Origin of the sequence: Clostridioides sp. ES-S-0006-03, assembly GCF_020662275.1 — a bacterium.
Taxonomy (GTDB): domain Bacteria; phylum Bacillota; class Clostridia; order Peptostreptococcales; family Peptostreptococcaceae; genus Clostridioides.
This window is the reverse complement of the sequence record NZ_JADGMM010000007.1, coordinates 150018-175944: the sequence shown is the minus strand read 5'-3', so window position 1 is coordinate 175944 and position 25927 is coordinate 150018. Positions and strand designations below refer to the sequence as shown.

Genomic DNA, 25927 nt, shown 5'->3' with positions numbered 1-25927 from the left:
ACCTATTCAAATATTTTTTAAAGTTATTTATTCAAATATTCTTTTCAAACTACTTATAGTTTCGTTAAAAGAACTCTTTTCATTTATCCCTTGTTTTAAAAAATTGATAATATGCTCATGATAATAGATTGCTTCATCTATTTTTTTATTGGTACCTGAAGCATATGCACCTATATTTATCAAATCTTCTGCCTCCCTATATTCAGAAAGCATATCTCTTGCAAAAGATGCTACTTTTATATCTTCTTTTGAAGCAATTTCATTCATAAGTCTACTTAAACTATTTAAAACATCTATAGAAGGATAATGATTCTTGTTAGCTAAATCTCTAGATAGAACTATATGACCATCAAGTATTCCTCTTGTAGTATCTGCTATTGGCTCATTAAAATCATCTCCATCAACTAATACTGTATAAAAAGCGGTTATAGAGCCTTTATCTGATGTCCCTGTTCTCTCCATAAGTTTTGGTAAAATGGCAAATACAGATGGTGTATATCCTTTTTGTGCTGGTGGCTCTCCTATGGCTATTCCAACTTCTCTTTGCGCCATAGCAAATCTAGTCACAGAATCCATCATAAGTATTACTTTTTTCCCTTGGTCTCTAAAGTATTCGGCTATTGCAGTTGCTGTAAGGGCACCTTTAAGTCTAACTAATGGTGCTTTATCTGATGTTGCGCATACAACAACAGATTTTTTCATTCCCTCTTCGCCTAAGTCTTTATCAATAAAGTCTAATACTTCTCTTCCTCTTTCTCCAACAAGAGCAATTACATTCACATCAGCTTTTGCATTTCTAGCAATCATACCTAGCGTTGTACTCTTACCTACTCCACTTCCTGCAAATATTCCTATTCTCTGTCCTTCACCACAAGTAGTAAATGCGTCTATTGCTCTTACACCTGTTTCCATTATATTTCGTATCTTTTTTCTTTTCATTGGGTCAGGAGGTTCATTATTCAAGTTGTATCTATCTCCTAAAACAACTTCTGAGTTATCTATAGGATTTCCAAGACCATCAAGTACTTTACCTAGTAAATTATCACTACACATAACACTTAGAGGTATCCCCTTAGAAATAACTTTGCAACCAGGTGATATTAATGTTAACTCTCCTAATGCCATTAATATTACTTCTTTATCTTTAAATCCTACTACCTCACAATTCACTGGCTTATTGACTTGATTATATATAACACATAACTCTCCAACAAAAGCTTTTATTCCTTCAACTTCTACAGTAAGTCCTATTATCTTCTTAACTCTACCTTCTGATATAGTGAGTTCTAAATTTTCTATTTTCTTATTTATTTTGTCAAAATCTATAGATATATCAGTTTTATACATATTTTATTCACCAAGCAATTCTTCTTTTAGTTTTTCCATAGCACAATCAACACCAACTATTATTCTTCCATTTTCCTTTTGTATAATAGCATTTCCTTTATCTATGCTATCATCTGCGATAACAAATACACTTGATTTTAATGATGTTTCTTCTTTAAATAATTCAAACTCTTTCTCTATATTATCTTTATAGAAAGAATTACATCTTACTATGAATGAACTACTTCCTTCATAATCTTGAATAATTTGTTTTAACAAATCGCTCATAGAGTCTTCATCTTCAAAGTGCTTTTTTAGCACAGAACTAGCCATATTAATAGCAAGTCTTATAATCTCTTTATTTTTTTCTTTTATGTACTCAGTCATTTTCTCATTAGCTTGTAATAAGATTAAATTTGCCTGATTTCTTATAGAATCTGCTTCATCTTTAGCTTTTTGGGTATACTCATTATACGATTCTTTATATCCATCCTCATATCCATTTTTCTGACCTTGACTATATCCTTTTTCATATGCTTGCTTTTCTATATTTTGTGCGTTTATTTTTGCTTCTTCCAATATCTCATTCTTTTTTATCTCAGCAGATTCTATAGCTTCTTTTATTACTTCATCTCTAAATCTACAATCATTATCCTCGTTTATATTTGATTCTCCCAATCTAGCTTTATCTATTATAGATAAGTCCAGCACTCCTTTATATGATGCTTTTTTACTTTTAATAATTTTATTATTCAACAAAGTCATCACCAAAATTCCTTACAATAGTTATGGCACCTTCTCTTTCAAGTTTCCTTACAATACTTACTATTTTTTGTTGAGCACCTTCAACCTGAGTAACCTTTATGACACCAACCATTTCCATTTCTTCTTTAAGTGCTTCTGCTGCTCTAGAAGATTGGTTTCTATATATAGCATCTGATATTTCATCATCCACACCTTTTAAAGCATATACTAAATCCTTCATAGTTACTTCTTTCAGTACTTTCTGTATGCTTATATCATCTAATTTGACAATATCTTCAAATACAAATATATTAGATTTAATTTGAGCTGCTAAGGCTGGGTCTTTTTCTTCAATAGTATTCAAAATATTCTTTTCTGTTTTTCTATCAGAATTAAGTAATATTTGAACTAATGTAGATATTCCTCCATAGTCTTTAAAATCTTCACCACTTATTGAATGTAATTTATCCTCTAATGAGCTTTCAATTACACTTATAACATCTGGAGATATTGACCCCATTGAACTTATTCTCATAGCTACCTCATTTTGTAAATCAAAATCTAAATAAGCTAAAACTTCTGCACCATTTTCAGGATCCATATGTGCAAGTAAAATAGCTATAGTCTGTGCACTTTCATTTCTAAGTATTTCTAATATCTTCTTTACATCTAGTTTTATAATATGTTTAAAAGGTTTTGTACTTGTATCTATTGATATACCTTCAAGTAATTTACTTGCTTTGGCATTTCCCAGGGCATTACTTAACAATTCTTTGGCATATTCAAGCCCGCCTTCTATAACATAATCTTTCGCTTTATTTATTTCTACAAACTCTTTTAATATTTCTCTTCTTTCTTTTGAAGCTATTGAAGAAATATTTGCAATTTCCAAACCTATTTTTTGAACTTGTTTATCTGGTAGACTTTTTATTATATCACTAGCCACAGTTGGACCTAATGTCATTAACAGTACAGCGGCTTTTTTTAAACCTTCACCTTCTACCTTCTCTTTCTTATCATTTTCACTTATATCACTTAAATCAAACGCATTAACATTTGTAATTTCCGCGGACACTTTCTATCCCCCTTACTCGTTTAACCAAGTTTTTATTATCTCTGTGACTTGGTCTGGTTTTTCTTCTGCATACATTTTAACAGCTTCCTCTAATGTCAATTCTGGGTCATCTCCTAATAGAGGATTGTCTTTCTTATCAATAGAATTAGTACTATAAACTTCATCTTCATAATCCATATCTTCTTGTTCACTTCTCTTTTTATATATTAAGTATCCAATAACACCTACTGCAACAACTGCTACTACTCCAACAACCGCTTTTATTATATTGTTTTTGAATCCTTCTTTTTCAATATCTTCCATTTCTTGTTTAGCTTCTGCCTTACCTTTAGGGTCAAATACCATTGAAACAACGCTAAGAGTATCTCCCCTAGCTCCATCCATGCCTATAGCATTATTAACAATATCTTCCACATCAGCTTGAACACCTTTAGCTATTTTTCCATCTATAGCAACAGAAGCTGTCAATCTTTTAAGTTCTCCAGGCGCAACTATAGTGTGAGTTTCAATCTTACCTGTTTCATATTCAAAACTCTCATCCAAACTATCTTCTGTATTAGTACCATTTTTATTTCCTTGGTTATTCATATTAGCATCTACACCTTGGACATTATTTGTTGCAGATTTAGATGAATTTTTTGACCTTGTTTCCTTTATAGCAACTTTATCAGGGTCAATTTTTATTTCAGTTTTTTCAGCTGTATCAAAACTCAAATCAGCATTTACTGTAGCTTTTACTTTTCCTGTACCAAATATTGGTTCTAACATATCTAAAATAGATTTTTCTAATTGTTTATTCAACGCCTGCTCAGATGCCTTATTTTTATCAATACTAATAGCACCATTTATCGGTTGATTGTTTTCATCAACTTCTTCATCATCTAAGATGCCTTCAGATAATAAGTTCATTTTGTTATCAATAACTTGAACATTTTTCTCTGGTATATTTGTAACACTTCCTGATACAAGTGCCATAACAGATTTTATTTGATTTTTCTCTAAAGTAGTTCCTGGCTTTAGCATCAAATAAACTGCTGCACTTCCTGGAACAGCTTCCTTCTCAAATACAGAAGACTCACCAAATGTTATATGTACTCTAGTATCTTCCACCTGAGGAAAACTCTTGATTGTTTTTTCTATTTCTCCTTGTATCATTCGTTGCTTCTTAATTTGAAACTCTTCATCAGTAAGACCTATTGATGAACTATCATCCATAAGTGCAAATCCTTTAGAACCACTTGTCAAACTTGGAGCTAACTCTAATCTCAACTTATCAACTTCTGTTCTAGGAACATAAATTGTACTTCCTTTTACCTTTGTATCTATCTTTCTAGACTCTAATTCTGCTGATATATCTGCAGCATCTTGAACATCTAGTTCTGAAAATAAGACTGCATACTTATTTTTGCTTGCAGATATTGCTGTAAATACTAGTGCTAAACATATAGCAACAATCCCTATACCTAATGCTATCTTAGTTCCCTTTTTTAGAGAACTTATTTTTGTCCTAGATTTAGCAACTTGCTCCTTAATCTTATTTTTAAAACTGGCTATCATTGATTATTACTCCTGTTCAAAAGGCTAAATTTGTACTTTATTCATTTCTTGATATGCATCATGAATCTTATTTCTAACTTCTATTAAATATTGCATAGATAGTTGTGCTTCTTGACCTTTTAACATAACTTCATGCATAGAAACATCTTCGCCTTTTATAAATTTTTCTTTCATATTATCTGCTGTAACTTGCTGAAAATTGACTTTATCTATAGTATCCATTATTACATCTTCGAAATTCTTTTTTTCTTCTTTATTATTAAAATTTAATGGTTTTGTTTCTCCAATTAAATTATCTAACTTTGCACCTTGCATTAAATTGTTAATTTGTGTAATTGGCATAATTTATCCCTACTTTCCTATTTCCAGTGCTTTTGATATCATAGACTTCTGAGCATTTAATGTATCTATATTAGACTCATATGCTCGTGAAGCTGTTATTAAATCTGTCATTTCAACCAATATATTTACATTTGGATATTCTACGTATCCATTTGGCTTTGCATCTGGATGAGATGGGTCATATACTTCTTTAAGAGGTGATTTATCATCTTCAACAGATGTGACTTTTACTCCTAGCATACCTAATTTGTTATCATAATTTTCTTCAAAGGAAACAATTTTTCTTCTGTATGCTTCCCCATTTGGACCTCTTGTAGCGTTTATGTTAGCTACATTAGATGATATGATATCCATTTTCAAGCTTTCTGCTGTTAAACCACTAGCAGAGATCTCCATTCCACTGAACACACTCATCTTCTAATTACCTCCCACTTATTATTGATTTGGTCATTGCTATTTTACCATTTGCAAAACCTATCAAAGCATTGTATTGTAACGTTGTCATTGCTTGATTTACTTTTTCTTCTTCTATATCCACATTATTTCCATCCACTCTTAAACCTTTAGAATTATCTGTTTTTTCTTCTATTTTTGGCATGGCATCATTTAATGTTTCTTCAAAGGTTACGTAATGTTTTTTGTAGCCTTCAGTATTTATATTTGCTATATTATTCGCTATTGCCTGACTTCTTAGATTAGTTGCATCTAATCCCATTTTTATAATGTCATATGTATTCATACTCACTCCTCCTCAAAATATATTTATCTACTATATTTAGTGATTAAAGTTGAAGTTGCTATATTACAAAAAATGACTTCTTTACCCATCTAAATTTATTACATTTCTATTATATTCAATATAACGCTTTATTTTTTAGTAATAAAACAAATCTTTTTTTAATTAACCTCAATGAAAATAAAAAAAAATTTTAATATGTATTTAAATATTTCTACGTAAAGTTGCTCTTTTTTGTAAAATAGCAACTTTTCTAGATAGTCTATTTTTATTTTTACTTATACTTGGTAAAATATGTTATAATTTATATTTCCTACTGTAATAAAGTGAACTTTAGCAACAAAATGACTGCCAAAAAGGCAGTCATTTTCGACTAATTCTACATATACAGTATACTTAGGATTCTTTTTGGCAACTGGCTGACATAGTTCGTACATACAAACCTTAGCCCCTATAGCTTTGCGTCACTAGATTTATCTAGTTTTGCCTATTTAGTTTTAATTTAAGTATACAATAAATAACAATTTTTTTAAATATTTTTTTTATGTATACTTAAACATTTTATTTTAAAAACTTAGTTATTATTAATTATACAGATTATAAATACTATATTCTACAATTTTATAATAAATTATCTGAAAATATTTTTATTTTAGAAAAATATAAGACAAATCTCATCTTTATTGTATATATTTCAATTTTATTTATATAATATATCAATATCTAAAAATATTAATTAACGAATCTTAAATAAACTATACATAAAAAATTTATTTATGGTATTATTATAATTCATTTAATATTCATTTATAATTTTAATTACATAGCTAACTTCTTCATCTTTCATACCAACAAATAAAGGTATACTAACAACTTTATTCGAATAATTCTCAGCTATATTAAAACTTCCCTTTTTATATCCCAAATAAGAATATGCTTCAGATAAATGGGGTGGTATAGGATAATGTATTATAGACTCTATACCATTTTTCTTTAAGTATTTCATAAATGTCTCTCGTTTTTCAACTTGTAAAACAAATAAATGCCATACATGTGTACAGTTCTTTTCTATTTTTGGAAGTATAACTTTTGAATTGTTAATTTCATTAAGATATCTATGTACGATTTTTGACTTTTCATTTTCAATTTCATTAAGATATTTAAGTTTTACTCTTAACAAACCTGCCTGAATTTCATCCAATCTTGAATTATATCCAACAAATTTATTATGATATCTCTTTTCTGAACCATAATTTCTAAACACTTTCACTTTATCAGCTATTTCTTTATTACTCGTTACTATAGCACCTGCATCTCCAAATGCACCTAAATTTTTACTTGGATAAAAGCTAAAACATCCTACATCTCCAAATGTCCCTGTCATTTTTCCATCATATTTAGCTCCATGAGATTGAGCACAATCTTCAATTAAATACAAATTATATTTTTCACACAATTCTTGTATCTCTTTCATTTTACTTGCCTGACCATATAAATGTACTACTAATATAGCTTTTGTCTTACTATTTATCTTTTTTTCTATCTTAGATGAGTCTATATTATAATACTCGTTAGGTTCTACAAATACTGGTTTAGCTCCATTTATACTTATTCCCATGACACTAGCAATATATGTATTTGATTGCACTATTACTTCATCGCCTTTACCTATCCCTAATGCTCTAAATGCAATTATCAGTGAATCTAAACCACTAGCTAAACCTACACAATATTTGCTACCTACATATCTAGCAAATTCTTCTTCAAAGTACTTTACTTCATTTCCAAGGATATAATATCCACTTTCCATTACATCCATAACCTTCTTTTCATATTCTTCTTTATGGATCTTAAATTGTTCTAATAAATTATTAAACTTAACTAACATAAAGTTACATCCTTATCTATCTATTATCTATGTGGCTATGCTAAATTCATTTAATTAATAAGATATCTGTATGCATAGTAACTAGATAATATCTATGTATTTTAAAAACTCTTCATAATCTCTGATATAATCATCTTCATTATAGTATTCAGAAGCTATTGAAATTAAAACAGTTTTCTCATCAAAATCAAACATTTCATGCCATACCCCTGATCCTATATACAGTCCCACATCATTTCTATTTAGAACAATGGTTGTATCTCTCACACCATCAAAACATCTTATCTTAACACTTCCATTTAGGCAAACTAACACTTGCTCTAAAGTTTTATGAGCATGAAAACCTCTCCTTACACGATGTGGTACATCATATATGTAATACACTCTCTTTATATCAAAAGGTATAGCCTTATTTGATTCTAATGCAATTAAACTTCCTACGTACTCACTTCCAATAGATTCAAACTTAATTAAATTGTACTTTTCCATAAATGTCCCTACCCTGTTTATAATAACTTTTTAATAAGATATTACTTCATATTTTAATTTACAATAAATTCTCGTTAATAAAAAATATACTACATCCAATATTTGTCCTTTGGCTCTTTTAAGTCTATCTCCTCACAATTTAGAGTTTCACATAATTCATAGATTTTACTTGCAAATAATATATCATGTATTGATAGGCCTATATTGTAAGACACTATTCTATCGTCATCAAGTTCTCTTCCTTGTGCTTGTTTACTTAAAACATCATGAAATTCACATGAATACTTGTATTTATCTATATTTTCCAGATGTTTCAAATGATTATAATCGTCTAAATATACTTTATCAAATAAATAATCTACATTTCCAAAGCCCATAACATGTACAGGTAATAGTAAAGCACCTTTTTTAAACCATTCAAATTCTGAAAGGTATTCATCTGTATATGTAACAGTTGAAATTACCACATCTGAATCCATAATGAGTTCTTTATGTGTATCACATATCTTAAAACTAAACTGGTCATTATCCTTATATTTTTGTACAAACGACTGTGCTTGGTCTTTATATCTAAGCAACTTTATATTTATATTCATATTTTTAAGGGTATACAAAAGCATATTCATTATAGAAGAAGCAGTTACTCCTAACCCCATAATAGCAATAGTATTAAAGTCTTTTTTAGCAAAAGTATCAATCGCGAGAGCAGCCACAGCAGCAGTCCTAAAGGCTGTAATATAATTACCATCTAAAATAGCCTTTAGCTTAGCATTCTTCATATCATATAGAAATATATCTGAATTTAAACTTGGATTTCTTCCTGGTAATCTTGTAACCATTTTTATTCCACCAATCATATGATTATGATTTAAAGATGGCATTATATTGTAAAATACATGCCCTTGTTCTACCATACTTATTTTTGGTGGTAATTGACAATCTTTTTTTGTTAAAAATGATTCTTTTATCCACTCATATCCTTGCTTCTGAGATATATTCAATGACATAATTTGTTCATGAGTTATTAACTTCATATCTACCATGCTCCCTTATTTAAAAATTTTCTATCATATTCTCATTATTCTCATCAAGTATTTCTATCATTTCATGAATATATTTCTTCTTTATATTTGCATCAAATATATTATTTGCTATTCCATAAATTCTTCCACAATCCTGTCTCTCATCCTCATATAATCCTATTGTATCTCCGTCTTTTACTAGTAATAGAAATTGAGTTACATAATCTAATTTTTCTATTTTATCTATATTATTTATCGTCTTTATTGTTCCAGGCCTTATGTATATTGGTAATGCGTATGCACACTTTGATAAATGCATATTATATTTTTTTATTTCATTAAAATCTATGTCATTATTCACACTAAAATTTGCAAATAGCCTTCCTATATCTAAATCTGTTATCTGTGAAATTGCTAAATAATCACATCCTCCAGGTAATCTTGGCATAACTTCAGATACCTTTATTCCATCTTCCCCCACTAGCATCTGAACATAAAGAGGTCCATTCTTTATATTAAAAGCCTCTGTTATCTTTTGATATATCGATTTTATTTCTTCTTCATACTGAAAACAATACTTTGATGGATATAGTAATCTGTCTGGCTTTCCAGCTCTCCCTACATGTATATTTACAAGTTCTCTATCTCCGATATAAAATACATGTGACTCTCCATTGTAGACCCAAGCTAGTCCTTGTATTTCCTCACTTTCATAAAATTCTTCAATTATTACTTTTCCATCTTGTGAAATTTCCCTAGAATATTTAAATTTTTCTATTAATTCCTCTATATTTGATACAAAATATACACCTCTTGAACCATAACCATCAACAGGTTTTATTACAAGCGGAAAATTTAACCCTTGTATTTTTTCTAAATCTTTTAAACTTTCAAGAATACAATAATCAGTTGTAGGTATTCCATTGTTTTTAAAATATTTTTTCATAACAGCCTTATTAGTTACAGACTCAAGTTGATTGCAAGAAATCACACATGGTAAATTTAATTCATTTGCAATATAAACATATGGTTTCATTAAAGAATCTGTAAATCCAGTCAAAATTCCATCTATCTTTTTATCTATGGCTATATTTTTTATTTTATCAAAATCAAATACATCAACATCTATTGCTTCATCACAAACTTTTTTTGCAGGAGTATCAATTCTATTATCACAAACAATTGTGTATATTCCTTCTTTTTTAGCTGACATAACAATATTCTCAAAATACTTAATTGAGCCTAAAATCATTAATCTTTTCATATACAAACCTTCTTTATAAGTTAATTACTTTTATGTAAAATTATAATACTAGATATTTACTATATTCTATAAACTCTATAAATCATAATTATCACTTATTTATACTTTTATAGTATGTTCTGTTACAGATTGCACTCGATCCAAAACCTTCTTTAAATGTAGCTAGACCTTCATCTAAATATTTTCCTCTATTTAGAGTGCTAATTCCAAAAGAAAGATACTTAAAATTTCTCTCTAAGGCATTTTTTATTAGATTATAGTATAAAAATATCATTGGATAATATTTATTATACTTTGAGTTTGATGCTAGATATTGAGTATGATAAACTCTTTCTTGAAAGTTAAATACCATACTTCCACAAATCATAATGTCATCAATATATACTGCATAAAATTCCACAATATCTCTTAATCTATTATTTTTAAACTCCAAAAGTTCTTCTATTGAATGTATTACTTTAGCTCCTTTACTATCTAAACAATTAGAAAGTAAATCAAAAAAATATACTATATCTTTATCACCATGTAGTCTTTTAAAGGTAAGATTGTTCTTCAAAGAATATTTAAAATATCTTCTTTTACTATATCTAAAATTGGCTAATATATCTTCTTTATACTTATTCAACTCTAAAAACATATTTAGTTCATCATAAAACATGTAATTATTCTTAAATAGAAAATACTCTAGTAATGAAGTATCTTCCTTACAAAATATTCTTGATGTATTTTTTAAATATACTTTATTAAAATTTTGTTCTTGTAAATACATTTCTAACTCATTTGTAATGGCATTTACATGCCTAATATCATTAAAACCACTTCTTATTATAATGCCCCCAAAGGTGCTTCCTAAATGAGAAAAAAATATTTTTTCACCATTTTCATAAATTTCACATGCAGGCACAACTGCGAGTATTTCTTCACCTTTATATATTACTAATGAGTGGTCAGAGAATTTTCCCTCTTTATGATAATTAAGGAAATTTCTAGTTTGCAGAAATGTACCATTTATAGATTTATTTTCTACAAAATAATCCCAGTTCTTTTCACAACTTTTTTCAAATTTATTAATATGAATATTGTTCATTTTATCACCTATAACATTTTTTTATTTTCTACCATATAACCATATAAAGCTACAAAAAATTGATAATCTTCGATTTCATCATTTTTATGTAAATCATACTTAACTTTATGATAATTAGCCTCACTGTATATTTTGTCTATATAGTTTTTTATTTCAACACAATGTTTATTCATAACAAAATGTTTTATTTCTAATTGTTTTTCTTTTAGATCATTCCTATCAAATTCATTAGCATTGTATCTTTTTATCATATCTACAACCTCTTTGATATTGTTATAATCAAATTTATCTATAAAATCCCACATATTTGTGAAAATTGGTGAAACTTCATTTTTAAATTTAACAGGAATTAAACCATATAAAATTGCATCTAATTTTGAAGTATGGCTTCCTACCATAAAAGATTCTAAATATATGTCTGAAATTCTGTAGAAATCATCTATATTCTTCGCAGTCCCAAAGCATAGAATTCTATTATTTGTAACATTACTTAGAGTTTTCCAATAGATATTATCTGTATCAACTCCTACAACAATAATAATTGTATTATCTGTATTTTCAATTAATGTCTTAGCAATCTTAAAGTAATTAATATCATTTACACTATTGTATTTTCTTTCACTAGCAATAGTTAATATTATTGTCACATCATCATCCAAATTATATTGCTTTCTAATTTTAGATTTTGAAAAAACTTCTTTTTCTATTAATGGAATTGGCAATATTTCAGATTTATCTACACCTCTTTTATTCAAAGTAATTGATTGACTAACTTCGCTAAAATCAATAACAATATCTGCAGTACTTGCTCCTAACCAAAAAGTACTATCATAATGATTAACATGTAAAATGGGTATTTTTCCATCAATTCCAAAAGCAACAACTGGTATTGTATCCCACATATGAACATATAAAACAACTATATCAGCCCAATCATAGGCTATTGTTCTTAAAGCCATAGCTCTTTTTAAATAATCATCTGAGACTGAATCCAAAGATATAATTTCACCACCACTCTCATCTGTTGCTTTTAATAACCAATCTGGCAATGTCTCTGATTGCCATGTAGTTATAATTGAATGAACAGAATCTTTGTCACTTTCAATCCAATTTTTAACTACTCTTGTATGACCTCCTGTTGAATACCCCTCACTTAAAACATGTAATACCTTTCTTCTTTTTAAATCTTTTTTCGTAAATAACTTTATATTTTCTACATCAGGTAAATTATTGGCACATTCTAACAATGCTCTTTCGCATTTTTCACAAGAATACAAACCAGTATGATTAAAAACAGAAAAACGAGCAATTTTAGAAACAATGTCTAAAACAGCATTATAGTTCTTTAATTTTAATTGTTGCTCAATTCCTTCTTTTAAACACTCTGTTACATACTTGTTTTTATTAAGTATAGTACAGGCCTTATCTTTATCAAATTCATAAAAATCTTCTCTTTCTAAATCAAGTTTTATGTACTCTTTTACAAATTTTAGTCTATATTCATCATAGCCATTACTTATATTTGCTATCCCAGAGTCATGCATGCACCAAGGTTTATCTTGTTTTGGTACAATAACCTTGTAGTTATTTTGCTTAAATTCCATACTTTGTGACAAATCATAAAAATGCCATCCATCAAATTTATCTTCTCTCCATAATATATCATACTGAGTAATCATAATTAATCCATCTATAGCCATGACTGTATCAAAATCTCCTTCAAAGCTATTAAATTCATAAATATCCATTCTACCTGTATGACTATCATATACTTTCCCCACTTTATTATTAGAATCCCACCAAACTCCACTTACAGGTATGTCTTTCACTCCAGCTACACCAATCATTCCTACATCAATATTTTTATTAAATATATCTAAAATATCATATATAAAGTTTTTATTAATTATAAATGTATCTTGATGTAAATATACCTTATATTTAGCATCTACTTCTCTCATAGCTTTATTATAAGCAGATGAAATTGAATTAGCTCCTCTCAAAGCAATTGTTTCTATACTAAAATCTTTTGGAATATCTAGACTATTTATATATACAAGACATTCCTCATAAAGTCTTTCATCATTTACACAGGTTATAAAACATAGCTTTTCATTATTCATATTTCTTTCTTCCTTCAATAAAATAAAGTATATCTTGTATATCACTTTCACTCTGTACTTTCTCACTACTATTCTTAATTAAGTCATAAGCAATTTCAAATTCTTTTAAATCACACAATACAGTAGTTATATTGTATATTGTGTCAATGTTATCTCTATCTATATTTAAAGCCATCATAAACATACTTATGCTAAAATCACCCAGACCTCTATTAAATGCCTCAGCACCCAATCTATTTAGTATAGTTGTCTTATTTATTGAAAACATATCAACTAAATATTCAATATCATCAATAAAACATTGTTCAGTTATATTATAATTATCAAATATATAACTTAAATTATCATCCACATCTAACTCATTATCAATTCTCATTAAAGCATATTTTAAATTAACCATACTAACGCTAGAATATCTTCTAGTATCTACACAGTTAGAAGCTTTTACTATATATTGATAACACTCATATTGTTCTCTCATATCTTTATGGCTTTCTTTACACATTGTATCGATGAATCTATTGTCATCCTCTGAAAGCCTCATTCTAGTAGCACTAATACTATCTATTATGTAATTACTATCATTAAACATTCTTATTATCTCATTTAATGTAAAAAATCTTAAGTGAGTCCTATCCAAAATTCCTGAATCAGTATATGTAAAATTACCTTGTACAAGGTTTCTTAAAACGGACACATGCATAATATTTGGTATACTTGATATCAAATGACCATCCTTCTTTAGATATCTCTTTAGGTCATTGACTATCTTCCATGGATTAACTAAATGTTCAAGTACATCTCCCAATATTATATAATCGAAGAAATTTTTATTATAATCTAATTGTACTTTTTCTATGTCTGCTATCAGTACCTCTCCAGTGTTTTTTGCTAATTTACCTGCTGATTCACTTATTTCTATTCCATATATGGATGAATTTTTATATATATTTTTTATTTCTAAAAGAGTAGCTCCTAAACCACAACCTATTTCTAAAACATTGATATTTTTCTCTACATTACAATCTATTTCAGAAATTAAGTCAGTTCGTATCATTCCACTGTATTCTGGATTAAAGCCCCATTTAGTCTCAAATTTTCTTCTATTAATATCCATTATATCTGTGTATTTATTACGATTTTCTTTAAAAGATACACTTCCAAAATGGTGTATAAAAGTATCCTGGCATAATAATAATTTGTATCCTTCTTCTAACATTCTAAAAGATAAATCATCATCTTCAAAATTTCCAGGTGTAAATAGCTCATCTAAAACACCTACATTATCTACTACAGATTTCTTTATTAACATACAGAAACCAACTAATTTAACTCTATATTTCCATGAATTGATGTTAGATTTATTTATTTTTTGTGCAAATATAAACATATCCTCAATTGATTTGTAATCCACATCAATTTGTTGATAATATGAGCATGCATTTGTTATTGGACCCACAGCTCCTATATTATCTTGTGACCATAAAGCTTTATTCAAATTATAAAGCCAATTAGGAGTAACTATTACATCATTATTTAATAATAATATGTTTTCACCCTTAGCTAACTCAATACCTTGGTTGCACCCTTTTGGAAACCCTAAGTTTTTATTATTATATACAGATTTTATATCTGATTGTTCCTTTAGCCAATCCACTGTTTCATCTGAAGAGTTATTATCAATTATTATTATTTCATATTTATTTTTTGGCGTAAATTTTCTAATACTTTCAATGCATAATTTGGTATATTCTATTTGATTATATGTCAATATTATTATACTGGTAAATTTTATATCTTCATTTGCAAACGTATATTGCCAATCTTTTATTATATTTTTAGATTCTTCATTAACGGTTATTGGTATGCTCATTCTCTAAGTCTCCTATTTTTAAATTTATTTTAAACTTTTTAGGTATTCTATATTATATATAGTATCCTCATTTTCTACATCTAATGATAACGCCTTTTTTAACATAAAATCAGCTTTCTCAAGTTTATTTTCAAACATATATAAAATCCCTTTTATATTTAAAATTTTGACATCATCTACAAATGTTTTTGAATAGTCTTCTACCAATAATTTTGCATCATTTATTTTGCCATTTTCAATCATATTTTCTATACTAATAATAAATCTATCTTTTAATTCTTTAAATTCTTGACTTTCTTTTATATTTTCTTCTAATTCATTTATAAGTATTTTTATTATTTTGTTATAAAAAGGATATTCATTTAGTAATTTACTCATATTATTTATATATTCTAATTTTTCATTAGTATCATTTATTTTGTTCTTAGTATCAAGTAGATTCTTAAATTCTATAGTAAATTTATCTAAATCATTACACACAAACTTTATTAATTCAAAATCACTTAGATTACTATATATGTATTTTATATATTTATAAGAGTACATTATATAAATATAAAAAATATCCTTATACTTTTCATCACTTAAACTAATATTTTCTAAAACTACTTTCGATATAACTTTATATACTCTTATCTTTTCTATTTCTGATGTGTTTGGACGACTAATTATGTACTTATATAATTCTAAATTAAAACTTCTTTCCAATGCTAAAAGATATTTTAGATATTTCTCTATCCAAACATATTCCATATCATAAAAAATATCTAGTAAATCAATTTTTTCTTCAAAAGCTATTTTTATAATACATGCATAAATTATTTCTTTCTCTTCATTTAGTATTTCTTTGCATGTATCTACAGATACATGTTTATTTATTCTTATCTGATTTAAAAGTCCATAATTACCTTCAATATCACAAAAGCTTTTATATACAGCCTCTTTTTCATCATCTTTTATATTATTTATAAATTCTTCTATATTTCTATAAAAACTATTTCTTTCAACTTTAGAATTTGGAATTTCCTTATAATAGTTTTTTATATCTTCAAATCTATTCAATTTATATAAGGACATAAATAAGCTAAAATACACATTTTTCTTTTTTTCTATATCTTCAATATTATCATATTCTGAAATCACTAAATCATATTTTTCAAGCTTATAATAGACCTTTATCAATGTAATAATAGCCTCATCTCTAAGCCCTACAGTATCAGTATCTGAAAATAAGCTATTTGCTTGTGTACTTATTTCATAATTATCTAACAGATAAATATATCTCTTGTACGAATCTATACTATTCTCGTATTTACCTAAATCAACTTGTGCTCGTGCAACATAATAATATATATCAATATTATTCATATCTTTCTTGATATACTTTAAACATAATTTTTCACATTTCTTATGTTTTCCTAAGTATAAATATGTTTTTACAAGGCTTGTTATCAAGTAACCAGGTGCCGATTCTAGTTTAGAGTATAATTCATAAGACTTCTCAAGATAATCTAAAGCCTCTTGATATTTTCCTAATATAATAAAATTTTTCCCTAATTGGTAATTTATATATGGAGATCTCTCATCCTCTTTTAACTCTTCAAACAATAATTTTTCATTTCTTTTTACTTTATTTAACCTTATTTCTTCATCTTCAAACAAATATCCATAATGTTCAAAGTCAGCAATATTATTAAATATAGGATTTTTGTACATTGGTTGTTCATGAACTTTCCCATGGTATTTAAAATCAACATTCTTGAAAAGTCTAAGTACTGAACAATATCCATATGATTTTTTATCATATGAATAAAGATTTTTTAATTGTATAGATGCAGAATTAAATTTTTTATCAAGTCCATCTTTAAAAAATCTTACAATAGTTGAAGAATCAATTAGTATTTCATCTGCATCTAATATAAGTAGCCATTCACCCTTGGCATATGATATTGATATGTTTCTCATACTAGAAAAATCATTATTCCAATTATGAACATATACCTTCTCTGTGTATTTTCTAGATATTTTTATAGTGTCATCTGTAGAACCTGTATCGACTATTATAAGTTCACTGTCTATAGAGTTTCTTAATGTGGTTAATGATTTTAAAGTTTTTTCAAGTATCTTCTCTTCATTTTTGACAATCATGACTATACTAAGTAACATATATATTTTCCTTTCAAAGCTATATTTTCTAAAAAAGAAAAGAGTAAAGCAAAGCCCTACTCTTCTTCTCTATCCAATATACAAAATTATTTTATCCTAATAATTGTAAAACTCCTTGTGGCTGTTGATTAGCTTGAGCAAGCATTGATTGTGATGCTTGAACTAATATATTCATTTTAGATAAGTTAACCATTTCTGAAGCTACATCTGTATCTCTTATTCTTGATTCAGCAGCTGTAACATTTTCTAAAGTATTACTCAAGTTAGTTTGAGTTGACTCTAGTCTATTTTGTTGTGCCCCTAATTTTGCTCTTGATGTATTTAATTCTTTAAGAGCTGCATCTAAGCTAGATACCATTTGTTTAGCTGCCTCAGTTCCTGAAGTTCCATCTACATTCATACTTGCTATTGTAGAACTAGTTATTCCAGCTGAACTCATTATACTTGCAGTGTTTACTAGTGCAACTTTTATTTCATTGTTATTATAAGATGTACCTGCAACATTTGTTCCATAGTTAGCTCCAACTTGTAATCTTACCTCTGTAGAACTTCCATCAAGTAGTTTCTTACCATTAAACTCTGTTGAACTTGATATTCTTTCAACTTCATCTTTTAGTTGTGATAACTCATTAGCTATTTTTTCTCTTTCTTCAGCATTATTAGTTTCATTTGAAGATTGTACTGATAAAGTTCTCATTCTTTGTAGTATGTTTCCAGTCTCTTCTAATGCACCCTCTGCTGTTTGTACAACAGATATACCATCTTGAACGTTTCTTCCTGCTTGGTCTAAACCTTTTATTTGAGCTCTCATTTTCTCAGATATTGCAAGTCCAGCAGCATCATCAGCAGCTCTCTTTATTCTAACCCCAGAAGATAACTTCTCCATAGACTTACTTTGCGCATTTACGTTTCTTCCCATTTGATTATTTGCTACCAAAGCACTTACATTTGTATTAACTCTCATTATTTTACCCTCCTTAGTATAGTTGACATCCTTGTCATTTCTACTTTTAACCTTTATATTAATTCTTCAATTATATCATCGGACAAGTTAACCTATAACTTTATACTTTTTTATTAAAAATATTTACTTTTTCTCTATTTAAGCTATAATACATTGTGTTTACTTGTTTAGTAAGCTTGTACTCATGTAACTCTTTTTTTACTTCTGACAATTGTTCTTGTAAAGAATTTCTTATTCTATCATCAATTTCAATTAATTCCATATCATTATAAAACTGTATAAAGTCATTTTTATCCACTTCACTTATACTATTTATAATATTTTGTCTCTCATTTAATCTATTACTTATATTTTTATACTCCTCTTTTTCAATCAAGGTTATAATTTGTAAAGATATATCTTTATATAAGTTTATTTTTTCTTCTAATTTATCCATAACTAATTACCTTGTGCTTGTGAGAAATAGTTCATTTGGGAAGAATATTGATTTAATAAAGACTCCAAAGCTGAATATTTAGCATAAAGTCTTTTCTCTTTATCATTCATTTTTTCAACTAGTCTGTTTATATTTTTTTCTTGCTCTGCAATTTGTTTTGAATACACATTTTCACTGGCAGAAGAAGTCTTTTCTATACCTGATTTTTTAACAAATTTAGAAAATGAACTTCCTGAATAATCATATACGATATCTTTCAGTTTTTCAAACATTCCCTTATCATCATAATTTGAAGAATATCCAGCTAAAGTTTTGTACACCTTGTCACTATCATCTATAAGTGCTTTTGAAAAAGCATCTGCATTAAATGATATTTGACCTTTTTTATTATAATTCTCATGTTCATTGATACCTAATTTACTTAATACAGAAATATTTTTCCCATCTCCAAAAAATGCAGATTGAATCTCTTCAACAAAAGCTCTTAATTCATCATCGTTTCTAAGTATACCTTCTTTAGCCTTTTTTTCCCATTTTTCTATTTCTTCAGTTGTCATATCTTCTTTTTGGTCATCTGTAAGAGGTGGATAATCTTTTGGCTTTTTAGTAGTAACTAGTCCATAAACCTTATCCATCAACTTATTATAGTCATCTACAAATGCCTTCATATTTTTAGTAGCTTCTTCAGTATCAGTAACAGAAACTAGTTTAGCATTTCCTTTTGAATTTACATTGTAATCAATATTATCTATTTTAAATGAGTTCTGTTCTTTACTTATATGTGTTACTCTTCCTTGTTCATCAGTTACATCAGCTTCTAGATTTTTTCCATGTACCACTGCAAATTTACTTCCACTAGTATCAGTTCCAAATGTAATACCATTATCAGTAGCAATTTGCTGAGCTAAATTATCATTTCCAGTTACTTTTAAATCAAGATCTGATGACGAACCAGTCTGTTTTCTCGAAATAATCAATTCACCTGTCATCTCGCTATAAGAAGCCTTTATATCGCTATCTGCACAAAGTGAATTTATCTTACTTACAATAGTACTTGTAGTATCTTGTTCAGATATTGGTACATTTACACCACCTATAGTTAAAGAACTAGCTCCACTAGCATTTGGTGGGAATTGTTGAACAATAGGGTCACTTGAGTTTAACTTAATAGTCACTTTTGCTGGTTCAGCCATTTGAGAAACTGCAAATTGATAATTTATTTTCTCTGCACCAGCTGACCCTTTTGCTACTATAATGCTTTCATCAGAGCTAGTTATTCTTGTAGCAGAGTATGCATTTTTACTTACTATACTGTTAGGAGATTCTATACTTAAATACTTATCATAAAGATCCTTTGATTCCTGTATAATATTTCTATATATTTCTTGTTTCCATTTAACTATTTGTTGATCCTGTTTCGCTTTATCAACTTTTTCCTTATCTCTTGTCATACTAGCTTCTATTATACCTTCCATATCAAAATTTCCTGAAAGGCCTGTAACTCTTATAGGACTTATACTTGACATATATTTATCCCCCCATCCATAATTATACTTCTAATTTACTATAAACTTCATGCCATGTATCTCTAATCTGTTCTACTATTGGCAATATCTCATCAATTATTTTAATCTCCTTATTTACATCAGCTCTTATTAATTCAGCTTTTATAAACTCATAAACCTTATACATATCTTTTGCCCATTGTCCTGCATTTTGGTCTAATGTAGTCATTAATTCTGTAAATATATTTTGAACTCTCACAAGTTCACTATGTGCTTTCAAATAATCCTTATTTAAAAGTGCTACTCTTGATATATTAGTATATTCTACTGTAGCATCTACAAGCATTAATAGTAGTTCTTCTTTTGATAACTCATTTAGTTTATCTAAATTTAAATTCATTATTTATACCTACTTCTTTCTTCTTTGCTTTTTTTATCAGCTTCATGCCATGTATCTTTAATTTGCTCTATTACAGGTAACACATTATCTATTATCTGAATGTCTTTTCTAATATTGGCTCTTGAAAGTTCATATCTTACAAAATCATAAACTTTGTACATATCTTTTGCCCATTGTCCTGCATTTTGGTCCAATGTAACCATTAATTCTGTAAATATATCCTGTACTCTTATAAGCTCTCTATGTGCTCTTTGTGTATTTTTATCTACAATAGCTCCTCTGGCTATTTTTGTATATTTTACTGCCCCATCAACAAGCATAAGCAACAATTGTTCCTTTGATGCCATAAAAACAGCATTTTGCTTATAAGAACTATAAGGGTTTTCTCCATACATATATTACTTCCTCCAAGAATTTTATTTTAATGATTTTAAAATTTTTATATTTTTATTTGTAGCCTTTATATTTTCACTCTTTACTTTCTCATATATTTCTTTTCTTAGTATATTTATATTGTTAGGAGCTGATATGGCTAGTTTGACATTATTTCCATCTACTCCTACAACTTTGACCTCTATGTTCTCTCCTATAAGTACTGCTTCATCTTTTTTCCTTGAAATGACTAGCATCCACCATCACCTCTCAGTAATGGATGCCTTATTGAATATTTCTCATCCTGTAAAATTATTTGCATTCCAAAATTATTTCTTACATTTATTACTATAGGAGCTTTCATGTTCACAGTTGATTCTTCAAGCGTCTGTCCAAGAGTGATTATGTTCAATAACATAATATCATTTGGAGATTTCACTTCTAGTTTTTCAATTGTATCCTGATTTAGGACTATCTCATATTCTTTAATAATTTCAAATGGGGATACAACAATAAATCCGATACAATCTTCCTTGGTAGAATTAAACTCTTTTAAAATATCATTATCTTCTATATCTAAAAGCTTGTATTCTCTTAAATTTTCAAATCCTAGTATCCCTTTTTTTAATGTAACCTTCATCATATCTGCGTTATTTTACTATATGTAATCTAATATAGATACATTAAATAACTTTCCTCCTGTTTGTAGTGAAGCTTGATAAGTTAATTCTGCTGCCTTTAATTGAACAAGTTTTTCTCCATAATCTATTTCTTCATTTTGTGACAGAATATCCTTTAACTGTATCAAACTATCATTATTTTTTTCCTTCATAGCCTCTACTGTATTTGCTTTTGTACCATATATAGACCTAACATTCACTGTATTTTCTATTAGTTGTTCCATGTCACCTAAACAAGTTGTTGTCAGCTCTTTTATAGCATCCGCATCTGGATTTGCTAATTTTTTTGATATATTATTTAACTCTTTAAAGGGGTCAGCCTGTGTTGGGTCAAATCCAAGACTACTCAATTTAACGTTATAATCTACACTTATCCCTTGAGCTATATCCATACTCAAAGAGTCATTTAATTTATTAAGATTTAGACTAGAATTAAACTTTAAACTCACTGAACCGTCAGCATTATCTATACATTCAACAGGTGGTACACCTGTATTTGAGCCTGAAAATATGTACTTTCCTTCATGTGTTGCATTTAAAGCATTTGCAATTTCTTTCATTTTTTCATTAGTTTCATTACTAAGAGTCTTTAGTTCATCATCTGAATATGCACCATCACCACTTGCCACCAAAGTTTTCTTTATATCTGATAATAGTTTTCCAAGCTGATCTAATGCGGTATCAGTAGTTTCTAACCAATCTCCTGTATCTTTACAATTCTCAACATAAGTCTCCATAGTTTTTATTTCACTTTTTGAGTTCAATATTTTTATTGCTTTATATGGATTATCGGATAGTTTGTTTATTTCTTTTGTTGTATTAACTTGTCTATTAACCTTATCTAATCTTTGTAGATTATCTTGTAGCGAGTTTAGATAACTGCTAGACATCATACCTGTACTAACTCTCATTATAAATTCCCCCTTCTATTAAATTATTCCATTTATTACAACATCCAATAGTTGCACAGCCGTGGACATAACTTTTGCACTGGCTTGATATGAACGTTGTACTTTTATAAGCTCTGTCATTTCTTCATCTAAGGATACTCCTGAAACACTCATTCGAGAGCTATCAATATTATTTATAATTTTACGTTGATTCACTTCATCTTGATTTACTTTTTTAGAATCTAAACCTACTGATTCTGCAAAAGCTTTATAGTGGTCACTTATTGTACTTACTTTTCCACCAACTACCCCAATATCTATTTTTTCATCCTTTAATTTAGCAATCTTTGAAGCCTCATCAGCAGTAAGCTTTAATTCATTTGGATTACTCTTTATAGCTGGATTTACCTTTATGATATCTTCACCAGCTACATTTGAAGTTACAAAAAAATCTCTTACTGTTATTCCAGCAGATGTATTATAAACATCATTTATCTGTTTAGCTAATCCATCAGATACATCTTTTAAATCGCTTTTATATGTATCAATCTTACCATGCATTTCAAACAGCCCTTGTAAAGTTCCTGATACACCTGTTTTCCAAGTTCCATCTGGATTTTTTAATTCATTAAGTTCTAATTTACCATCTGCAAGCATATTTTTAACATCACCATTTTCAAGGTCTAATTTAAAACTTAAGTCATCTAATATTCTATCTCTTTCATCAAGTAAATCATTTGGAGTAGAACCTGAGCCAGATATAACATCAATAGATTTATTCAAATCTTCAAGACTTTTTAACATATCATTTATCTGTTTTATTTCAGAGTTTATATTATCATCTATATCTCCTTTTAACTTATCAAGCTTCTTATAACTTTCACTTATTAAAGTTGCTAAATTTGATGCATTTTCTACCACGAGACTTTTTTTACTGTCACTATTTATATCTTTTGCTAATGATTCCCATCCTTTAAAAAAGTCATCTATACCTGCAGATATTCCATAATCCGATGGTTCATTTATTATAGTTTCTATAGTATTATAATAGTCATACTTTGAAACTGTCTTACCATATTTATGGGCTTCTGCTCTAAATTGATAATCATAAAAACTATTTCTAGCTCTTGTTACATCTGTTACATGTACACCTGTACCTAATTGACCTCTCCCAATTGCATTGTTCAAGCTAGGCATATACATAGGGCTATTTGTGGCAAATTCTGTTCTTTGCCTAGAATAACCTTCCGTATCTAGATTACTTATATTATGAGAAATCGTCTGTATTGCTTTTTGATGTGCATTCATTCCTGAATTGGCTGTATTTAAAATGGAAAATAATCCTGCCATATTTTTCCTCCTAATATCTATTTTCTAATATTTCCATAAGAATTATAAGTTGTAGTTTGTTTGTCCATTGGTTTTATAAAATTAATCATCTTTTTTGTAAAGATAAGTTCTTTCTTTATTAGAGAATCATTTGACTCTTGTTGATTTTTAGCCAAAGCAATAATGTTCTTTAAATCTGTATATATTTCTTTTAGATATTCATCATTACTATTTTCAACAACTTCACTCATTGAAATATCTTCATTAAAAAGTTGTCTTCTCTTTATCTCTATAGATGCAAGTTCCCTACTAATATCTTCTAATTTAGGATTTAACCTATTTAAATTTTCTATATCTTTTGCAACTATATAGTCAAATTGCTCTTTTAATAATTCCATCATATTACTAAGTATCTTTTTTTCTTCATATATTATAACTTTTAAGTCTGTAATCATGACTTTATCCTCGCATATCCTCTATCATTTTTTTCGCAATTTCTTCTGGTTTTATTTTGTAAGTTCCATTTTCCAATGCATTTTTTATTTCATCGATTTTTTTATTTCTAATAGTCTCATCACTCATATTTGATACACTTGCCATTTCCTTTGCAAATTTAGATAGCTCTATCTTGTCTGTTTTACTAGTTTTTTGAACTTCTTCCACTTTTTTTACACCTGATGTATTCTTTAAATAATTATTTATTACAATATTTGAACTTACATTTTTAATATCCATATTTTCACCTCCAAAATTACATACTTATAATTTAGTTATCGCTCAAAAAATAAAAACATTTATATGATTCAAACATATTTTAAATTTTTTATAAAAATATCCCCTTAGCTAAACTCATACAGAACAGCTTAAAGGGATACTATTTAAAATGCTAATTTATATCTGAATCTTCTATTTTAGATAATCTTACAGATAATTTCTCATTTGTAATAATGCTTTCTCCATAAGCAAACAATCTATCATTTGCATATATATCTAATTTTTCATCCACATTCTTATTTAGTTTTATTATAGAACCTTCTTTTAATTCTAATATATTTTTTATTGTTTCTGTTGTATTTCCTATAGAAACAGCTACATTTACTTTTGCATTAAAAACATTTTGATTTTCTTCTATAACGCCAGTCTTTTCTTCTATTAGTTGCCCAAAATTCAATTCATATATATCCTCTTTTTTGCTATTCATAAAACTTTTCTCCTTGTATAACCTTATCTATACATATCTATCAACAAGCCTTGTATCATATCAACAGTAGAAACAATATCTATGTTTTCTTTTTCTTCACTAAGTAATTTACTAGTCATATCCTCAAGTTTATCATCAACAATCTTTACATTCTTATAGTATTGATGCTCCCAAAAACTGCTATTTTTATCAAGTGAATACATATTATCTACAACAGATTTTAGGTATTCTTTTACTGCATTTTTGTATATACTAATATCACCATAGTTTTGAGTAAGTACAAGCCTTTCCCCCGCCTTTTTTACACTTTCCAGATTTCGTTTTATATCTTCCATTGAAGAAGATTGTTTTACAGAGTTTAAGTTATCAGAAAATTTATTATTCTCTTTTAGTTTTTTAACCTCTATATTTCTACTTGGACTTATGTTTAGCTTATCTATATTTATACCCATAATAAA

The 25927-nt window shown here is 27.9% G+C and carries 29 protein-coding genes and 1 riboswitch; all 29 genes read right to left on the bottom strand.

Annotated elements, in window-relative coordinates; translation table 11 throughout:
- Positions 1–27: 27 nt before the first annotated feature.
- The 29 genes from fliI to IR151_RS11415 all read right to left on the bottom strand — a co-directional run bounded on the left by fliI (position 28) and on the right by IR151_RS11415 (position 25921).
- Positions 28–1347, bottom strand: a complete 1320-nt coding sequence (gene fliI / locus IR151_RS11555; protein WP_227434672.1) for a flagellar protein export ATPase FliI — start codon at positions 1345–1347, stop codon at positions 28–30.
- Positions 1348–1350: 3 nt separating this feature from the next.
- Positions 1351–2091 carry a FliH/SctL family protein gene (locus IR151_RS11550; protein ID WP_227434671.1) on the bottom strand — a complete coding sequence of 247 codons (741 nt, stop codon included), beginning with the start codon at positions 2089–2091 and terminating at the stop codon, positions 1351–1353.
- Entirely contained in the window at positions 2075–3145 is a 1071-nt protein-coding gene (gene fliG, locus IR151_RS11545) for a flagellar motor switch protein FliG (protein WP_227434670.1), read from the bottom strand. The genes IR151_RS11550 and fliG overlap by 17 nt, the downstream gene beginning before the upstream one ends.
- A gap of 12 nt (positions 3146–3157) precedes the next feature.
- Positions 3158–4702 (bottom strand): flagellar basal-body MS-ring/collar protein FliF, encoded by a 1545-nt coding sequence (gene fliF / locus IR151_RS11540; protein ID WP_227434669.1) that lies wholly within the window; start codon positions 4700–4702, stop codon positions 3158–3160.
- A gap of 24 nt (positions 4703–4726) precedes the next feature.
- Complete coding sequence (gene fliE / locus IR151_RS11535; RefSeq protein ID WP_227434668.1) at positions 4727–5044, bottom strand: flagellar hook-basal body complex protein FliE; 318 nt, start codon at positions 5042–5044, stop codon at positions 4727–4729.
- Positions 5045–5053: 9 nt separating this feature from the next.
- The gene (gene flgC / locus IR151_RS11530; protein ID WP_227434667.1) at positions 5054–5458 is read right to left on the bottom strand and encodes a flagellar basal body rod protein FlgC; all 405 of its coding nucleotides are present in this window, start codon (positions 5456–5458) and stop codon (positions 5054–5056) included.
- Positions 5459–5465: 7 nt separating this feature from the next.
- Entirely contained in the window at positions 5466–5783 is a 318-nt protein-coding gene (gene flgB / locus IR151_RS11525) for a flagellar basal body rod protein FlgB (RefSeq protein WP_227434666.1), read from the bottom strand.
- Between the two features lie 275 nt (positions 5784–6058).
- On the bottom strand, positions 6059–6217 hold the full coding sequence (locus IR151_RS11520) for a hypothetical protein (protein ID WP_227434665.1): 159 nt from the start codon (positions 6215–6217) through the stop codon (positions 6059–6061).
- Positions 6188–6278, bottom strand: a riboswitch (cyclic di-GMP riboswitch). It overlaps the preceding gene by 30 nt.
- Positions 6279–6576: 298 nt before the next feature.
- Positions 6577–7668 carry a DegT/DnrJ/EryC1/StrS family aminotransferase gene (locus IR151_RS11515; RefSeq protein WP_227434664.1) on the bottom strand — a complete coding sequence of 364 codons (1092 nt, stop codon included), beginning with the start codon at positions 7666–7668 and terminating at the stop codon, positions 6577–6579.
- Positions 7669–7749: 81 nt separating this feature from the next.
- Complete coding sequence (locus tag IR151_RS11510) at positions 7750–8157, bottom strand: sugar 3,4-ketoisomerase (protein WP_227434663.1); 408 nt, start codon at positions 8155–8157, stop codon at positions 7750–7752.
- A gap of 89 nt (positions 8158–8246) precedes the next feature.
- Positions 8247–9191, bottom strand: coding sequence for an ornithine cyclodeaminase (locus tag IR151_RS11505; RefSeq protein WP_227434662.1), 945 nt, complete (start codon positions 9189–9191; stop codon positions 8247–8249).
- A 19-nt stretch (positions 9192–9210) separates the two neighbouring features.
- Positions 9211–10443: an ATP-grasp domain-containing protein gene (locus IR151_RS11500; protein ID WP_227434661.1), complete on the bottom strand. Its 1233-nt coding sequence runs from the start codon at positions 10441–10443 to the stop codon at positions 9211–9213.
- 91 nt (positions 10444–10534) lie between these two features.
- Complete coding sequence (locus IR151_RS11495; RefSeq protein WP_227434660.1) at positions 10535–11530, bottom strand: peptidoglycan bridge formation glycyltransferase FemA/FemB family protein; 996 nt, start codon at positions 11528–11530, stop codon at positions 10535–10537.
- A gap of 8 nt (positions 11531–11538) precedes the next feature.
- Positions 11539–13653: a glycosyltransferase family protein gene (locus IR151_RS11490; RefSeq protein ID WP_227434659.1), complete on the bottom strand. Its 2115-nt coding sequence runs from the start codon at positions 13651–13653 to the stop codon at positions 11539–11541.
- Positions 13646–15526: a bifunctional glycosyltransferase family 2 protein/class I SAM-dependent methyltransferase gene (locus tag IR151_RS11485; RefSeq protein ID WP_227434658.1), complete on the bottom strand. Its 1881-nt coding sequence runs from the start codon at positions 15524–15526 to the stop codon at positions 13646–13648. The genes IR151_RS11490 and IR151_RS11485 overlap by 8 nt, the downstream gene beginning before the upstream one ends.
- A 24-nt stretch (positions 15527–15550) precedes the next feature.
- Positions 15551–17692, bottom strand: a complete 2142-nt coding sequence (locus tag IR151_RS11480; RefSeq protein ID WP_227434657.1) for a glycosyltransferase — start codon at positions 17690–17692, stop codon at positions 15551–15553.
- Between the two features lie 91 nt (positions 17693–17783).
- Complete coding sequence (locus IR151_RS11475; protein WP_227434656.1) at positions 17784–18656, bottom strand: flagellin; 873 nt, start codon at positions 18654–18656, stop codon at positions 17784–17786.
- 100 nt (positions 18657–18756) lie between these two features.
- Positions 18757–19092, bottom strand: coding sequence for a flagellar protein FliT (locus IR151_RS11470; RefSeq protein WP_227434655.1), 336 nt, complete (start codon positions 19090–19092; stop codon positions 18757–18759).
- Between the two features lie 2 nt (positions 19093–19094).
- The gene (gene fliD, locus IR151_RS11465) at positions 19095–20618 is read right to left on the bottom strand and encodes a flagellar filament capping protein FliD (RefSeq protein ID WP_227434654.1); all 1524 of its coding nucleotides are present in this window, start codon (positions 20616–20618) and stop codon (positions 19095–19097) included.
- 22 nt (positions 20619–20640) lie between these two features.
- Positions 20641–20997, bottom strand: coding sequence for a flagellar export chaperone FliS (gene fliS / locus IR151_RS11460; RefSeq protein ID WP_227434653.1), 357 nt, complete (start codon positions 20995–20997; stop codon positions 20641–20643).
- Positions 20997–21392, bottom strand: coding sequence for a flagellar export chaperone FliS (gene fliS, locus IR151_RS11455; RefSeq protein ID WP_227434652.1), 396 nt, complete (start codon positions 21390–21392; stop codon positions 20997–20999). Before fliS (IR151_RS11455) ends, fliS (IR151_RS11460) begins: the two co-directional genes overlap by 1 nt.
- A 21-nt stretch (positions 21393–21413) precedes the next feature.
- On the bottom strand, positions 21414–21626 hold the full coding sequence (gene csrA, locus IR151_RS11450; RefSeq protein ID WP_095892764.1) for a carbon storage regulator CsrA: 213 nt from the start codon (positions 21624–21626) through the stop codon (positions 21414–21416).
- Positions 21620–22012 (bottom strand): flagellar assembly protein FliW, encoded by a 393-nt coding sequence (gene fliW / locus IR151_RS11445; RefSeq protein ID WP_227434651.1) that lies wholly within the window; start codon positions 22010–22012, stop codon positions 21620–21622. The genes csrA and fliW overlap by 7 nt, the downstream gene beginning before the upstream one ends.
- Before the next feature lie 15 nt (positions 22013–22027).
- The gene (gene flgL, locus IR151_RS11440) at positions 22028–22960 is read right to left on the bottom strand and encodes a flagellar hook-associated protein FlgL (RefSeq protein ID WP_227434650.1); all 933 of its coding nucleotides are present in this window, start codon (positions 22958–22960) and stop codon (positions 22028–22030) included.
- A gap of 18 nt (positions 22961–22978) precedes the next feature.
- Entirely contained in the window at positions 22979–24289 is a 1311-nt protein-coding gene (flgK, locus tag IR151_RS11435; protein ID WP_227434649.1) for a flagellar hook-associated protein FlgK, read from the bottom strand.
- 17 nt (positions 24290–24306) lie between these two features.
- Positions 24307–24723: a flagellar protein FlgN gene (locus tag IR151_RS11430; RefSeq protein ID WP_227434648.1), complete on the bottom strand. Its 417-nt coding sequence runs from the start codon at positions 24721–24723 to the stop codon at positions 24307–24309.
- Between the two features lie 4 nt (positions 24724–24727).
- A complete protein-coding gene (gene flgM, locus IR151_RS11425) occupies positions 24728–25003 on the bottom strand; it encodes a flagellar biosynthesis anti-sigma factor FlgM (RefSeq protein WP_227434647.1) in 276 nt (91 codons plus the stop codon).
- Between the two features lie 151 nt (positions 25004–25154).
- The gene (locus IR151_RS11420; RefSeq protein WP_227434646.1) at positions 25155–25469 is read right to left on the bottom strand and encodes a FliM/FliN family flagellar motor switch protein; all 315 of its coding nucleotides are present in this window, start codon (positions 25467–25469) and stop codon (positions 25155–25157) included.
- A gap of 23 nt (positions 25470–25492) precedes the next feature.
- Positions 25493–25921 carry a YaaR family protein gene (locus IR151_RS11415; RefSeq protein WP_227434645.1) on the bottom strand — a complete coding sequence of 143 codons (429 nt, stop codon included), beginning with the start codon at positions 25919–25921 and terminating at the stop codon, positions 25493–25495.
- Positions 25922–25927 lie beyond the last annotated feature (6 nt).